This is a genomic window from Streptomyces sp. NPDC104381, from assembly GCF_055583745.1.
On record NZ_JBVJNK010000007.1, the window covers coordinates 379,053 to 394,248 of the forward strand.

Consider the following 15,196-nt stretch of genomic DNA (forward strand, 5'->3'; position numbering starts at 1 on the left):
CAGGGTCATCCGGAACGCTACTGCACCAGCCCCGCCAGCTCGTGCTCACGCTTGGCCACATCGGCGAGGAGCTTCTCGCCGATGTCGTCCAGCAGACGGTCGGGGTCGTCCGGAGCCATCCGCAGCATCGAACCGATCGCGCTGTCCTCCAGCTCCTTGGCCAGGACCGTCAGCAGCTCCTTACGACGGCTGAGCCACTCCAGCCGCGCATAGAGCTCCTCGCTCTCGCTCAGCCGCAGCTCGGGCGTCGCAGGACCCGCCGCCCACTCGGCGGCCAGTTCCTTCAGCAACGCGACGTCGCCGCGCCCGTAGGCCGCGTTCACCCGGGCGATGAACTCGTCACGCCGTGTCCGCTCCGTCTCGTCCGGTGCCAGGTCGGGGTGTGCCTGACGAGCCAGCTCCCGGTAGAGCTTGCGCGCCTCCTCACTGGGCCTGACCCGCTTGGGCGGCCGGACGGGCTGCTCGGTGAGCATGGCCGAGGCCTCGGGCGAGAGCCCGTCCGAGTCCATCCAGTCGTGGAAAAGCTCGTCGACGCCCGGCATCGGCATGACGATCGCCCGTGCGTCCTGGGCCTTGCGCAGGTCCTCGGGGTCGCCGGTCCTCGCGGCCCGCGCCTCCGCGATCTGCGCGTCGAGCTCGTCGAGGCGGGCGTACATCGGGCCGAGCTTCTGGTGGTGGAGCCGGGAGAAGTTCTCCACCTCGACCCGGAAGGTCTCCACCGCGATCTCGAACTCGATCAGCGCCTGCTCGGCCACCCGGACAGCCTTGGCGAGCCGCTCCTCGGGCCGCGGGGTGCCACCCTCGGCTTCCGCGTCACCACCCACCTCACCGGTCGCGCCACCTGCCGGATCGCCGGTCGCATCAGCGGCCGCGTCACCGGGCGTGCCGCCGCTTGCCCCGCCGGTCGTCTCACCGGTTGCCTCACCGGCGGCGGGGCCCGCCTCCGCGGCAGGGCCGGGAGCGGCTCCCACGCCGTCGTCCTGCGACGCTTCCTGCGGCTGCCGCGGCGCATCGTGCGCAGGCTGTGGCTGGTCCTGCCGGTCCTGGTTCTGCCGGTCTTCGTCGTTCCGGGTGGTCGGCACCCCGGCGGCTTCGTGGGTCACCCGTCCAGCGTATGGCCACGGCTCGCGCCCCTGGAACACACGGTGGCCGCAAGATCCGCTCAGACGCCGAGCTCGGCGGCTATTCGCCCGGATCGGACGGCCCGGACGAGCTCGGCGTGATCCGCCTCGGTCCGGTCCGCGTACGTCACGGCGAAGTCGGCCACCGCCGCGTCGAGCTCGGTGTTCTTCCCGCAGTAGCCGGCGAGCAACCGGGGATCGGCGCTGTGCGCATGGGCCCGGGCCAGCAGCGCACCGGTCATCCGCCCGTAGTCGTCCACCTGGTCCGCGGCGAGCGCGGCGGGATCCACGCTGCCCTTGCGATTCCTGAACTGACGCACCTGGTACGGCCGGCCCTGGACCTCGGCCCAGCCGAGCAGTATGTCGCTGACGACCTGCATCCGCTTCTGCCCGAGCACCACCCGGCGTCCCTCGTGCACCACATCGGGAACCTCGAAACCGACCTGCCGGAGACAGGGCGAGAGCACGGAGGGACGCGCCTCCTTCACCTGCAGGACCAGCGGCTCGCCGCGGTGGTCCAGCAGCAGCACCACATACGACCGGGTCCCGACACTGCCCGTACCGACGACCCGGAACGCCACATCGTGGATCGCATAGCGGGCCAGGAGCGGACGCCTGTCCTCCGAGATCGTCCCGAGGTAGCCCTCGAGCCCCGCCGCGACGGCCGCCGCCTCCTCGTCGGGGACACGGCGCAGCACGGGCGGGGCGTCGACGAAGCGGCGACCGCCGTCCTCGCACTCCTCCGTGGACCGCGCGGCGAAGCGGGCACTCGTGTTGTTCCGCGCCTTGGCGGAGACCCGCTCCAGCGTCCCCAGCAGGTCCCTCGCGTCGGTGTGCGAGACGAGCTCCTCGTCCGCGATGGCGTTCCACGCGTCGAGTGCGGACAGCCCGGCCAGCAGGCGCATCGTGCGGCGGTAAGCGCCGACCGTGTCGTAGGCGCCCCGGCGACAGGTGTCCTCGTCCGCCCCGGCCTCGCGACCGGCGAGCACCAGCGAGGTGGCGAGCCGCTTGAGATCCCACTCCCACGGGCCGAACACGGTCTCGTCGAAGTCGTTGAGATCGATGACCAGGTTGCCGCGGGCATCGCCGTACAGCCCGAAGTTGGCCGCGTGCGCGTCACCGCAGAGCTGGGCGCCGACCCCCGTGACCGGGGTGCCCATCAGGTCGTGCGCCATCAGACCGGCCGAGCCCCGCAGAAACGCGAACGGGGTCGCCGCCATCCGCCCGACCCGTATGGGCGTCAGGCCGGGCACCCGCCCCTGGTTCGACTCCTCGACCGCCTGCACGGCGTCCGGCCTTCCGGCGGGCAGGGTCAGAGAACTGTGCGCGGACCTGGGCACCTTGAGCCGCAGCGCCTTGCCGGCTGCCTTGGGGGACGCCGCCCCGGCACCGGACGGCCGCACCCCGCCGGCCACGCGCCGCGCGAAACCGGGAACGACCGGGATACGCCCGTCCCCCGCCTCCCGCTGTGCCGGCACCATCGTCTCGACCTCGCCCATGGAGCGCCGCCTCCCCCGCCCTCGTCGGCTGTTCCGCCCGACCAACATCAACTGCGGACGACGGTACAACCGACGTGCGGCGGCCGTCTGCCCCTGTGGACAACTCGGGATCCGGCCTGTGGACAACGTCCCGCGAGCCAGGACCCCGGCGCCCGGCCGTCAGACGCCGACAGCCTCTTCCATCTCTTCCTCGGTCTCCTCCCCGGCACCGGCCGCCGGCCGGACGGCGGCCGCTTCGGACGCCTTCCCGGCCGCGTCGTGACGCCGCCTCGACTCGGCGAGACCCGCGCATCCCACGGCGGCCAGCCCGGCCACGAACCACAGCGCCAGTACCAGCAGGTGCCCGCCCAGGGCGTGGCCCCCGAAGTACACGTGGCTGCGGACGCCTTCGACGAATCCCGCACCGTTCCAGAAGGAGTGCAGGGATCCGAAGAAGCCCGGCTGGAGCTCGGGCCGGAAGATGCCGCCGGAACTCGTGAAGTTGAGCATGACGAAGAGCAGCATCACGCCGAGCGTGGTCCACCGCTTGAGGAAGGTGTGCAGCCCCACCCCGATCAGCAGGACGCCCGCCGAATAGAGCCACGCCATCGCCCAGAGCCCGCCGAGGCCGTGATCCACCAGGCCGAACACCGGGCCCGCGAACGCGGCGCCGATCACGCTCACCAGGAAGGAGGTGCCGATGGCCAGCCCCACCCTGATCCTCAGGGCGAGCACCGCCCCCGCGCCGCCGATCACCGCGACCGACGCGTACGACCCGATGCTGACGGCCACCAGCAGGAAGAAGATCCCCTGGCCGGTCGGATCGCCGTCGGCCGTGGGCGCCACGTCCGTCACGTCCAGCGGGGCACCCTGCTCCGCGGCGACATCGGTGAAGACCTTCTGGACCACCGTCGCGCTGGTGTCCGACGAGGCGCGGGCCACCAGGAGCTCCGGGCTGCCGCCCGGCACGTAGGCACCGTAACTCTGCTGCGTCCTCAGGTGGTTCACCGCGATGTCGCGGTCCGCTACGGTACGCACACTCAGCGCCCCGTCGCCCTTGTCCTGCAGGGTCTGGGCAAGCACCTGCGCGCTTGCTCCCGAGCCGACGACGTCCACCCTCAGGTCATGCGGCTCCGGGGCGTGGAAGGCCCCCAGATAGGCGAGCCCCATACCGATGCACATCAGCAGTGGCGTGACGAGATGACCGAGCACATGACGCAGCTCACCGGCGGTTGAGCCGGAGGCGGGGCGCGGGCCTGCGGACATGAGACCGCTCCTCCAATGGTTGGCTTTTACAACTCCTACGTTCGTTGTACCATACAACTAAAGTTCGAGAAGGTGATTCACGTGGCAGACGCCCCCCGGGAACGCGAGGAGTCGCTGGATGTCATCCAGCGCGAGCTGACCGCTTTCGCACGCCGTGCGCGATCGACCGCAGCACGACTCCACCCGGATCTGCCGCTGGTCTCGTACACACTGCTCGCCCATATCGACCACCGGCACGGATGCCGAGCGACCGACCTGGCGGCGCACTACATGCTGGACAAGTCGACGGTCAGCCGGCAGGTGGCGGCGCTGGAGAAGCTCGGCCTGGTGGAGCGCCATCCCGACCCGGACGACCAGCGCATCCAGGTGCTGCACCCCACCGCCGCCGGCACCAAGGCACTCGCCTCGACACAGGCCAGCCGACGCGCCGCCTATCGCGAACGCCTCGGGACATGGACGTCGGACGACCTCGAACAGTTCGCGGAGTATCTGCTGCGCTACAACTCGGCGGGCGAGGACAGCTCTCCTCGATAAGGGACCAGCGGGTCGACCGCCGGCCATCGCCGCCGACGAGCCCGGACCGGCCGCCGGCCCACCACGACCAGGGCCCGGCCGGTCAGCAGCCCCCCGGCCCCGCCAGATGCGCGTCAGCCCATCGCCCGAGCTCCTTGAGCGCGGGCTCCAGGGCCGCCCCGGCCTCCGTCAGCCCGTACGCCACCCTCAGCGGAGGCCCCTCGTCGACCTGCCTCACCACGAGGCCGGCCGCCCCCAGCTCCGACAGCCGGTCCGAGAGCATGCGCTCACTGATGCCCGGGATCGCCCGCCTCAGATCCGCGAAGTACACGGGCTGCCGCATCAGCACGGAGACGATCGGGCCGGTCCAGCGCTTCCCGAACAGCTCGAAGACGCGAGTGATGCTCGCATCCACCCGCCGACAGGCCTGTTCGCTGTGATCCGCCATGCCCCCAGCGTACTGCGCCGACGTACGGGACTTACGAAAAGTAAGGAGCTGTGTTATTACTAGCTACGTACTCAAAGGCCGGGTCATGCCGACGGTTGCCATCCGTGGGACCACCGGGCCGCCGCCTGATCCCTACGGAGAACCCCATGGCCACGCTCCTGCACCTCGACTCAGCCGTCTTCCCCCAGGGCTCGACGTCCCGTGAGGTCACCGCCGCGTTCGTCACGTCCTGGCGCGAACAGCACCCCGACGGTGAGGTCGTGTACCGCGACCTGGCAGCCGACCCCCTGCCCCACCTGGACGCCACGGCTGTGGCCGCAGGCGCCGAGGACGCACTGCGCGGACAGTTGGCAGCCGAACTCGCAGCCGCGGACGCCGTTCTCATCGGCGCACCGATGTACAACTTCTCGATCCCGTCCACCCTCAAGGCGTGGCTCGACCAGGTGATCATCGTCGGCCACAACGCGGGCCCGGACGGCCCTGTGGCCGGCACGCCCGTCACCGTCGTGGCCAGCCGTGGCGGCTCCTACGCCCCCGGAACCCCGCGCGAGGACTTCGAGTTCGTCCAGAACTACCTGGAGAAGGTGCTGGCGGGCATGCTGGGCGCCGAAGTCGACTTCATAGTCCCCGAGTTGACACTGGCGCACTCGAAGCCCGAGATGGCCGAGCTGATCCCCCTCGCTGACGCCTCCCGCGCACAGGCGTTCACGGACGCGGCAGAGAAGGCCAAGGCACTCGCAGCGCGGCTCGCCGCCTGACGCGGCACATCCGAACACTCGGGCGCAGCCGTTTACGTGCGACCGCGCGAAGCACCCCATTGGTGCGGATCCGACGTTTCACGTGAAACAGAGACCCTCTCGGGCCGCCCTCCCGCACCGGATGCGGGCTTCGTCACAGCATCCGCCGCGCGCCGTCGGCCCGGCACACAACGAAGAACCCCCGCACCGGATATCCGGTGCGGGGGTTCTGTCGAACCAACCCGGCGGTCGCAAGCGACTGCCTGTTGTGCGCGAGGGGGGATTTGAACCCCCACGTCCCTAAGGACACTGGCACCTGAAGCCAGCGCGTCTGCCGTTCCGCCACTCGCGCATGAGTGGTGTTTTCAGACTCTCTCACCGAGTGGTGTGAGCGCCTGGCGACATCCGAAGATTAGCACGCTGGACAGGGTGGATTCACATCCGTTGTTTCCCCGGACCCACGGCGGGAACCGGGAACGCGGAAAGCCTGGCCCCACTCCTCCTGAGTGCACCCGGAGTGCGGGACACTGTCAGGAGGGCACCTCTACGATCCCGTGTGAGAGGTGACACTCGTCCACTGTGCAGACAAGGGGAACCAGCCGATTTCCCGACGCGTGGATACGATCAGTAAGCAGTACAGGGATGACGACACCGGAGGAGGTGCCCCATGGGAGTCATGAAGCGTTTCGAGCAGCGTCTCGAAGGTCTGGTCAACGGCACCTTCGCCAAGGTCTTCAAGTCCGAGGTGCAGCCGGTCGAGATCGCCGGAGCACTCCAGCGCGAGTGCGACAACAACGCCTCGATCTGGAACCGCGAGCGGACCGTCGTGCCCAACGACTTCATCGTCGAGCTCAGCACCCCGGACTACGAGCGGCTCAGCCCGTACTCCGGCCAGCTGGGGGACGAGCTGTCCGGCCTCGTACGTGACTACGCCAAGCAGCAGCGCTACACCTTCATGGGACCGATCAAGGTCCACCTGGAGAAGGCGGACGACCTCGACACGGGTCTCTACCGCGTGCGCAGCCGGACCCTGGCGTCGAGTTCGTCACAGCAGGGCCAGCAGAGCGGCCCCGCTCCCTACTCTCAGCCGAACCGCCCCGCAGCCCCTCAGGGCCAGGGCGGCTACGGCTACCCGCCGGCCTCCGCCCCTCCCATGCCCCCGGCCCCGCCGCCGGGTGCAGGGCGCTCCGGAAGCCCTTCCAGCGACTGGCGCCCGCCCGCCGCGTCCGGCTCCATGCCGGACGCCCAGGTGCGGCGCTGGATCGAGATCAACGGCACCCGCCATCAGATCTCCCGCCCGACGTTGGTGATGGGACGAAGCACCGACGCCGACGTGCGGATCGACGACCCCGGCGTATCGCGCCGGCACTGTGAGATCCGGACCGGAACGCCCTCGACGATCCAGGATCTCGGGTCCACCAACGGCATCGTGGTGGACGGGCAGCACACCACCCGCGCTACGCTCCGCGACGGCTCGCGGATCGTCGTGGGCAGCACCACCATCGTTTACCGGCAAGCCGAAGGGTGAAGCGGGGGCAATGTCAGAGCTGACCCTGACGGTCATGCGGCTAGGTTTCCTGGCTGTTCTGTGGCTATTCGTAATCGTGGCCGTCCAGGTCATTCGCAGCGACCTGTTCGGTACGCGTGTCACGCAGCGCGGCTCACGCCGCACTGCCGCTGACACCCGCCCGCAGCAGGGGCGCCAACAGCAAGCAGCGCCGCCTCAGCAGCGCCAGCAGTCCGGGCGCCAGCGCCGCGGAGCACCCACCAAGCTGGTCGTCTCCGAGGGCACGCTCACCGGCACCACCGTCGCCCTCCAGGGCCAGACCATCACCCTGGGCCGGGCGCACGATTCAACGATCGTGCTGGATGACGACTACGCGTCCAGCAGGCATGCCAGGATCTACCCGGACCGTGACGGCCAGTGGATCGTCGAGGATCTCGGGTCCACCAACGGCACCTATCTCGACCGGACCCGGCTCACCACCCCGACACCTGTTCCGCTGGGCGCGCCGATCCGCATCGGCAAGACCGTCATCGAGCTGCGGAAGTAGTACGACAATGAGCGAGCGGAGCGAGCGAGCCGCCGCGGTCCTGACGACGGACCCGGCCCGGCTCCCGACCGGAGGGTGGGCAGTGTGGCTCGAGACCGGCTGTACCCCGAGCCGACGGGCGAGGTGCGCATGAGCTTGTCCCTGCGCTTCGCCGCCGGATCGCACAAGGGCATGATCCGGGAAGGCAACGAGGACTCCGGCTACGCCGGCCCCCGCCTTCTCGCCATCGCCGACGGCATGGGCGGCCAGGCGGCCGGAGAGGTCGCCAGCTCCGAGGTGATCTCCACGCTCGTGCAGCTCGACGACGACGTCCCGGGCTCCGACATCCTCACCTCGCTCGGCATGGCGGTGCAGCGGGCCAACGACCAGCTGCGCGTCATGGTCGAGGAGGACCCCCAGCTGGAGGGCATGGGCACGACGCTCACCGCCCTGCTCTGGACCGGTCAGCGCCTCGGGCTCGTCCACGTCGGCGACTCCCGCGCCTACCTCCTGCGTGACGGCGTCCTGACGCAGATCACCCAGGACCACACCTGGGTGCAGCGTCTCGTCGACGAGGGACGGATCACCGAGGAAGAGGCCACCACCCACCCGCAGCGCTCCCTGCTGATGCGGGCACTGGGCAGCGGCGACCATGTGGAACCCGATCTCTCCGTCCGGGAGGTCCGCGCCGGTGACCGCTATCTGATCTGCTCGGACGGACTCTCCGGCGTCGTCTCCCACCAGACGATGGAGGAGACCCTGGCCAGCTACCAGGGCCCGCAGGAGACCATCCAGGACCTCATCCAGCTCGCCCTGCGCGGCGGCGGTCCTGACAACATCACCTGCATCGTCGCGGACGTCCTGGACGTCGACAACAACGACACCCTGGCCGGGCAGCTCAACGACACCCCGGTCATCGTCGGCGCGGTCGCCGAGAACCAGGCCGTCCAGGCGAACGACGGCCGCGCCATGGAGACCCCGGCGGGCCGTGCGGCCGGCCTCGGCCGTCCCGTGCCGCCGCCGGCCGGAGGCTTCGGCCCTCCCGGCAGCGGTGACGACATGGGCTACGGTTCCGGCCCGGACGGCGCCTTCAACTCGTACACCGACGACGACTTCGTCAAGCCCCGCGCCGGCCGCAGGTGGCTGAAGCGGTCGTTCTACATCGTGCTCGCGCTGGCCGTCATCGGCGGTGGCGTCTACGGCGGATACCGCTGGACCCAGACGCAGTTCTACGTGGGCACGAAGGACGACAACGTCGCGCTGTACCGGGGCATCAGCCAGGACCTCGCCTGGGTGTCCCTCTCGAAGGTCGAGGAGAACACCGAGATCGAACTGAAGTACCTTCCGCCGTACTGGCGCAAGAAGGTCGAGGCGACCATCTCCCAGGGCAACCTCGCCGACGCGCACAAGAAGATCAGCGAGCTCGAGGCCCAGGCCTCCGCCTGCAAGAAGGACGCGCAGCGCCGCGCCGCCGAGGCCGACGCCGACGCCAATGCCGCCAAGGACAAGGGCGAGACCGGCAACGCCTCCGACAGCACGTCCGCAACGACTCCCGCCAAGGGGACCAAGACCGCGACTCCCACTCCCGGCCCCAGCCTCTCGGAGGAAGAGAACAAGCTGGCCCAGCAGTGCGGTAAGCAGTAAGCCGTAGGGGGCCTTCAGCACATGAGCGTTGTCACCAACACGACCACCATCGGCGCGATCGACGCGCCGAGCCGCCGTAACACCGAGCTGGTGCTGGTCGCGTTCGCCGTCCTGATCTCGGTGTTCGCGTACGCCAACGTGGGTCTCGCCCTCAACGGCGAACTGCCCGCCGGCATGCTCGGCTACGGGCTGGGCCTCGCCCTGCTCGGAGGCGTGGCACACATCGCCGTACGGAGATTCGCCCCGTACGCGGACCCGCTGCTGCTGCCGCTGGCGACCCTGCTGAACGGACTCGGCCTGGCCATCATCTGGAGGCTGGACCAGTCGGAGCGCTTCCAGGCACTCAAGACGTTCGCCCCCGCGGCCTCCAAGCAGCTGATGTTCTCGGCGGCGGGCGTGGCCATCATGGTCGTGGTGCTGCTCGCCCTCAAGGACCACCGCATCCTGCAGCGCTACACCTACATCTCCATGCTGGTCGCGCTGTTCCTGCTGATCCTTCCGATGTTCTTCCCGGCCGTGAACGGCGCCAAGATCTGGATCAGGATCCCCGGCGTCGGCACACTCCAGCCGGGTGAGTTCGCAAAGATCATCATCGCGGTGTTCTTCGCCGGCTACCTCATGGTCAAGCGGGACGCACTGGCCCTGGCCAGCCGCCGCTTCATGGGCCTCTACCTCCCCCGCGGGCGGGACCTCGGGCCGATCCTCATGGTCTGGGCGTTCTCGATCCTCATCCTGGTCTTCGAGACCGACCTGGGTTCCTCGCTGCTGTTCTTCGGCATGTTCGTCGTGATGCTGTACGTCGCCACGGAACGCACCAGTTGGATCGTCTTCGGTCTGCTGATGTCGGGCGCCGGCGCCGTCGGTGTGGCCACGTTCGAGCCGCACGTCCAGGACCGTGTCACCGCCTGGCTGGACCCCTTCGCGGGTTGGGGCAAGGAGGCGGCCAGCGAGCAGATGGCCAAGTCCCTCATGGCCTTCGGCTCCGGTGGCACGCTCGGCACCGGTCTCGGCCAGGGCAACTCCGACCTGATCGGCTTCGCCGCCAACTCCGACTTCATCCTCGCCACCGTCGGCGAGGAGCTCGGGCTGGCCGGCATGATGGCCGTCCTGCTCGTCTACGGTCTGATCGTCGAGCGCGGCGTCCGCACCGCGCTGGCCGCACGCGACCCCTTCGGCAAGCTGCTGGCGATCGGCCTCTCCGGCTCCTTCGCCATCCAGGTCTTCGTCGTCGCCGGCGGTGTCATGGGGCTCATCCCGCTGACGGGTATGACCATGCCGTTCATGGCGGCCGGTGGTTCGTCCGTCATCGCGAACTGGGCTCTGATCGGGATCCTGATCAGAATCAGCGACACCGCCCGCCGCCCCGCCCCGGCCCCCGCACCGTCCCCGGATGCCGAAATGACCCAGGTGGTCCGACCGTGAACAAGCCGCTCCGCAGGATCGCGCTCTTCTGCGGCGTCCTCGTCCTCGCCCTGCTGATCCGCACGAACTACATCCAGTACGTCCGTGCCGACGAGCTCAACGCGAACGAGCACAACCGCCGCGTCCAGATCGAGCGCTACGCCCACGAACGCGGCAACATCATCGTCGACGGCGAACCCGTCACGGGCTCCGTCGAGACCACGGACAGCGACTTCAAGTTCAAGCGCGTCTGGAAGGACGGCCCCATGTGGGCCCCCGTCACCGGCTACTCCTCGCAGGCCTTCGACTCGTCGCAGCTGGAGAGCATCGAGGACGGGATCCTCACCGGCAACAGTGACGACCTGTTCTTCGACCGCACCCTGTCGATGTTCACCGGCGACAAGAAGACCGGCGGGAACATCGTCACCACCCTCAACAGCGCCGCTCAGAAGGCTGCCTTCAAGGGACTGGGCGACAAGAAGGGCGCCGTCGCCGCGCTCGACCCGCAGACCGGCGCCATCCTGGCTCTGGCCAGTACGCCCTCGTACGACCCCTCGGTCTTCGCCGGCAACTCGATGAAGGACTCCGACGCCCGGCAGAAGCTCCTGAAGGACAAGGACAAGCCGATGCTGAACCGGGCCCTGCGGGAGACCTACCCGCCCGGCTCGACGTTCAAGGTCGTCACGGCCGCCGCGGCCCTGCAGAACGGCCTCTACACCGACATCGACGCCAAGACGGACTCGCCCCTGCCGTGGCGGCTCCCGCAGTCGACCAACCTGCTCCAGAACGAGGGCAACATCCCCTGCGAGGACGCCTCGCTCCGGGAAGCCCTGCGCTGGTCCTGCAACACGGTCTTCGGCAAGATGAGCGACGACCTCGGCAACGAGAAGATGATCGAGCAGGCCGACAAGTTCGGCTTCAACAAGGAAGTCTTCACCCCGGTCCGGGCCGACGCCAGCGTCTACCCCAAGGACAACCGGCCGCAGAACGCCATGGCGGGCATCGGCCAGGCGTCCAACCGCACCACCCCGCTCCAGATGGCCATGGTGGCGTCCGCGATCGCCAACGACGGCAAGCTCATGCAGCCGTACATGGTCGCCCAGCGCCAGGCACCCAACCTGGACGTCATCTACACCCACGAGAAGGAGCAGCTCAGCGAGCCGCTCTCGGCGGAGAACGCCCAGAAGGTGCAGCAGATGATGGAGACCGTGGTCAAGGACGGCACGGGAACCAACGCGCAGATCGACGGCGTCACTGTCGGTGGTAAGACAGGCACCGCGCAGCACGGCCTCAACAACAGCGAGAAGCCGTACGCCTGGTTCATCTCGTACGCGAAGACCGACAGCGGCTCACCGGTCGCGGTCGCCGTGGTGGTCGAGGACGGCAACGCCAACCGGGACGACATCTCCGGTGGCGGTCTGGCCGCTCCGATCGCCAAGAACGTGATGAAGGCGGTACTCGACGGAAAGTAGTGACACCCGTCACAACTTCTGTCCACACCAGCACATTGGGATACCGGTCGGATATCAGCTGACGGGTGCGGGCCGATCACGCCGGGAGCGCCCGGTAGCGTATGCGCGAGCAGCGCACCGCCGGACCACACACGGGTGCGGTCGGGACTGACGGAGAGGGCTGGATCAGTTATGGAAGAGCCGCGTCGCCTCGGCGGCCGGTACGAGCTGGGCTCGGTGCTCGGCCGTGGTGGCATGGCCGAGGTCTACCTCGCGCACGACACCCGGCTCGGCCGCACCGTCGCTGTGAAGACGCTGCGGGCCGACCTCGCCCGCGATCCGTCCTTCCAGGCACGGTTCCGCCGTGAGGCCCAGTCGGCCGCCTCGCTCAACCACCCCGCGATCGTCGCCGTCTACGACACCGGCGAGGACTACGTCGACGGCGTGTCCATCCCGTACATCGTGATGGAGTACGTCGACGGATCGACGCTCAGAGAGCTCCTGCACTCCGGCCGCAAGCTGCTGCCGGAGCGGACCCTCGAGATGACGGTCGGGATCCTCCAGGCGCTGGAGTACTCGCACCGCGCCCAGATCGTCCACCGCGACATCAAGCCGGCCAACGTCATGCTGACGCGCACCGGTCAGGTCAAGGTCATGGACTTCGGCATCGCCCGCGCCATGGGTGACTCCGGCATGACGATGACCCAGACCGCCGCGGTCATCGGCACCGCCCAGTACCTCTCCCCGGAGCAGGCCAAGGGTGAGCAGGTCGACGCGCGTTCCGACCTGTACTCCACCGGCTGCCTGCTCTACGAACTGCTCGCGGTGCGGCCCCCGTTCGTCGGGGACTCGCCCGTGGCTGTCGCGTACCAGCACGTACGCGAGGAGCCGCAGCCGCCGAGCAACTTCGACCCCGAGATCACGCCCGAGATGGACGCCATCGTCCTGAAGGCGCTGACCAAGGACCCCGACTACCGCTACCAGTCGGCCGACGAGATGCGTGCCGACATCGAGGCCTGCCTCGACGGCCAGCCGGTCGCGGCCACGGCGGCGATGGGCGCGGCGGGCTACGGCGGATACGACGCCTACGGCAACGACCAGCCGACCACCGCCCTGCGGGCGACGGACCCGGGCGGCGCCCCGACGTCCATGCTGCCCCCGGTCAATCCGGACGACGGCGGTTACGGCTACGACGACCGCCCGGGCCGCCGGCGGCAGAAGAAGAGCAACACCTCGACGATCCTCCTGGTCGTCGCCGGCATCCTGGTGCTCATCGGCGCGATCCTGATCGGCCGTTACATCTTCAGCTCCGGCGACGGCGGTGACGGCAAGGTGGACGTGCCGAACATGGTCGGCTCCACGGTCGAGGATGCGCAGAGACTGGCGGAGAACGCCGAGGTCACGCTGAAGGTCGGTTCCAAGGAGCCGTGCGAGACCCAGGAGAAGGACAAGATCTGCAGCCAGACGCCGGGCTCGGACGAGCAGATGGACACGGGTGGGACCGTCACGGTCGTCGTCTCCACCGGCGCGCCCAAGATCGAGGTCCCGGACGTTCTGGACAAGTCCGGGGACGATGCCCGCAAGGCCCTGGAGGACAAGGGCTTCACGGTGAACGTCAAGACGGCTGAGTCCGACAAGGATCCGGACACGGTCATCTCGCAGGATCCCGAGGGTGGTTCGAAGGCGGAGAAGGACACCGAGGTCACGATCACGGTGGCCAAGGAGGCCACCCAGAACGTGCCGGGCGTGGTCGGCAGGTCGTTCGAGGAGGCGGAGGCCCAGCTGAAGGGCGTCGGCTTCGCCAACGTCTCCAGGACCGACGTCGACTCCGACCAGCCCGCCGGCACCGTGATCGAGCAGACGCCCGAGGCGAACAGCAAGCAGCCCAAGAACGCCCAGATCGTCCTGAAGGTCTCCAAGGGCCCTGCCCAGCCCGAGCAGGTCACCATCCCCGGTGACATCGTCGGCCAGCAGTACCAGCAGGTGAAGGGCACGCTCGAAGGCCTGGGGCTCGTGGTCGCCCTCGCCCCGGGCTCGTCCGACAAGCCGAACGCCATGGTGATCAAGGCCGACCCGGGGGCCAACTCCCAGGTCCCCAAGGGCCAGACGGTCACCCTCACCACCATCGGCGGTACGGACGGCGGGGACGGCAACTTCTTCGGGGGCCAGAACGGATAGAGGGACCGGTCCGGATAGTCGGGGCGGTCCGCCGGACGGACCGGTCCGGCTGGACGGGCCCGCCCCCGTGTGAAGCCGTGACGACGGACTCACGCACCGACGGGCACAGCACAGGGCCCCGGCCACCTTCACGGTGACCGGGGCCCTTGCCTTGCCGGAGAGACGCGTTGCCGGACGGACGCTTGCCGGAGAGACGCCTAACGCAGCTCCTCCGGCTTCGTACGGTCCCTGTCGACCTTCTCGGTCCGCACCAGCTCGCCCCACACGATGTAGCGGTACTTCGACGTGTAGACCGGGGTGCACGTCGTCAGCGTGATGTAGCGGCCGGCCTTCTTCACGCCCGACCCCTCGGGCACCGCGGCGATCGCGTCGACGTTGAACTTCGACGTCTCCGGCAGCTCGGCGAAGACCTTGTAGATGTACCAGGTGTCCTTGGTCTCGAAGACGACCGCGTCGCCCTTCTTCACCTTGTCGATGTTGTGGAACCTGGCGCCGTGCCCGTCGCGGTGCGCGGCGAGCGCGAAGTTGCCCTGGGCGTCCGAGGGGAGCGCGGACTTCACGGGGTCCGTGTAGTAGCCGGCGATTCCGTTGTTGAGCGTCTCGGTGTCGGTGCCCTTCTTGACCAGCACCTCGCCGTTCTCCATGGCCGGGACGTGGAGGAAGCCGATGCCGTCCCGGGTGTCCAGCGCTCCCGGCCCGCCCGCCCAGCGGTCGCGGACGGTGTTCCCCTGCTTGTCCGCCTCACGGTCGGCCAGCACGTTGGTCCACCACAGCGAGTAGACGACGAACAGGCCCAGCACCAGCCCGGCGGTGATCAGCAGTTCACCGAAGATGCTCACCGCCGTGGCGACGGGATGGCGCCTTCCGCGCCGCACCGGGGCCGCCGGCTCGTCGGTGCGCTCTTCGTGATCGGTCCTCGCTGCCAC

General features: G+C 69.1%; 13 protein-coding genes and 1 tRNA gene. 8 read left to right on the plus strand and 6 right to left on the minus strand.

Features of this window, described 5'->3' with window-relative positions:
- Nucleotides 1–17: 17 nt before the first annotated feature.
- The 3 genes from ACZ607_RS26035 to ACZ607_RS26045 form a co-directional block, all read right to left on the minus strand.
- Complete coding sequence (locus tag ACZ607_RS26035; RefSeq protein WP_469738323.1) at nucleotides 18–1,103, minus strand: J domain-containing protein; 1,086 nt, start codon at nucleotides 1,101–1,103, stop codon at nucleotides 18–20.
- Between the two features lie 59 nt (nucleotides 1,104–1,162).
- Nucleotides 1,163–2,620 (minus strand): DUF2252 domain-containing protein, encoded by a 1,458-nt coding sequence (locus ACZ607_RS26040; RefSeq protein WP_469738325.1) that lies wholly within the window; start codon nucleotides 2,618–2,620, stop codon nucleotides 1,163–1,165.
- Between the two features lie 159 nt (nucleotides 2,621–2,779).
- On the minus strand, nucleotides 2,780–3,865 hold the full coding sequence (locus ACZ607_RS26045) for an ABC-2 transporter permease (protein WP_469738327.1): 1,086 nt from the start codon (nucleotides 3,863–3,865) through the stop codon (nucleotides 2,780–2,782).
- Nucleotides 3,866–3,946: 81 nt separating this feature from the next.
- On the opposite strand from ACZ607_RS26045, the gene ACZ607_RS26050 reads away from it, so the two are divergent.
- The gene (locus ACZ607_RS26050; protein ID WP_469738329.1) at nucleotides 3,947–4,399 is read left to right on the plus strand and encodes a MarR family winged helix-turn-helix transcriptional regulator; all 453 of its coding nucleotides are present in this window, start codon (nucleotides 3,947–3,949) and stop codon (nucleotides 4,397–4,399) included.
- An 82-nt stretch (nucleotides 4,400–4,481) separates the two neighbouring features.
- Here ACZ607_RS26050 and ACZ607_RS26055 read toward each other — a convergent pair whose 3' ends face one another.
- Nucleotides 4,482–4,826, minus strand: coding sequence for a winged helix-turn-helix transcriptional regulator (locus ACZ607_RS26055; RefSeq protein ID WP_469738331.1), 345 nt, complete (start codon nucleotides 4,824–4,826; stop codon nucleotides 4,482–4,484).
- Between the two features lie 146 nt (nucleotides 4,827–4,972).
- Here ACZ607_RS26055 and ACZ607_RS26060 point away from each other — a divergent pair, with 146 nt between their 5' ends.
- On the plus strand, nucleotides 4,973–5,584 hold the full coding sequence (locus tag ACZ607_RS26060) for an FMN-dependent NADH-azoreductase (RefSeq protein WP_469738333.1): 612 nt from the start codon (nucleotides 4,973–4,975) through the stop codon (nucleotides 5,582–5,584).
- Nucleotides 5,585–5,832: 248 nt separating this feature from the next.
- On the opposite strand, the gene ACZ607_RS26065 is transcribed toward ACZ607_RS26060, so the two are convergent.
- Nucleotides 5,833–5,915, minus strand: a tRNA-Leu gene (locus ACZ607_RS26065).
- Between the two features lie 315 nt (nucleotides 5,916–6,230).
- On the opposite strand from ACZ607_RS26065, the gene ACZ607_RS26070 reads away from it, so the two are divergent.
- The 6 genes from ACZ607_RS26070 (at nucleotide 6,231) to pknB (ending at nucleotide 14,270) form a co-directional block, all read left to right on the plus strand.
- Nucleotides 6,231–7,091 carry an FhaA domain-containing protein gene (locus ACZ607_RS26070; RefSeq protein WP_469738335.1) on the plus strand — a complete coding sequence of 287 codons (861 nt, stop codon included), beginning with the start codon at nucleotides 6,231–6,233 and terminating at the stop codon, nucleotides 7,089–7,091.
- Nucleotides 7,092–7,101: 10 nt separating this feature from the next.
- On the plus strand, nucleotides 7,102–7,617 hold the full coding sequence (locus tag ACZ607_RS26075) for an FHA domain-containing protein FhaB/FipA (protein WP_099173299.1): 516 nt from the start codon (nucleotides 7,102–7,104) through the stop codon (nucleotides 7,615–7,617).
- 129 nt (nucleotides 7,618–7,746) lie between these two features.
- On the plus strand, nucleotides 7,747–9,240 hold the full coding sequence (locus tag ACZ607_RS26080) for a PP2C family protein-serine/threonine phosphatase (RefSeq protein ID WP_469738337.1): 1,494 nt from the start codon (nucleotides 7,747–7,749) through the stop codon (nucleotides 9,238–9,240).
- A gap of 21 nt (nucleotides 9,241–9,261) precedes the next feature.
- Nucleotides 9,262–10,662, plus strand: a complete 1,401-nt coding sequence (locus ACZ607_RS26085; protein WP_469738339.1) for an FtsW/RodA/SpoVE family cell cycle protein — start codon at nucleotides 9,262–9,264, stop codon at nucleotides 10,660–10,662.
- Nucleotides 10,659–12,113, plus strand: coding sequence for a peptidoglycan D,D-transpeptidase FtsI family protein (locus tag ACZ607_RS26090; protein ID WP_469738341.1), 1,455 nt, complete (start codon nucleotides 10,659–10,661; stop codon nucleotides 12,111–12,113). Before ACZ607_RS26085 ends, ACZ607_RS26090 begins: the two co-directional genes overlap by 4 nt.
- Before the next feature lie 171 nt (nucleotides 12,114–12,284).
- Nucleotides 12,285–14,270, plus strand: coding sequence for a Stk1 family PASTA domain-containing Ser/Thr kinase (gene pknB / locus ACZ607_RS26095; RefSeq protein WP_469738343.1), 1,986 nt, complete (start codon nucleotides 12,285–12,287; stop codon nucleotides 14,268–14,270).
- A 197-nt stretch (nucleotides 14,271–14,467) separates the two neighbouring features.
- Here the strand turns inward: pknB and ACZ607_RS26100 are convergent, their stop codons facing one another.
- On the minus strand, nucleotides 14,468–15,196 hold the full coding sequence (locus tag ACZ607_RS26100) for a class E sortase (protein WP_469738345.1): 729 nt from the start codon (nucleotides 15,194–15,196) through the stop codon (nucleotides 14,468–14,470).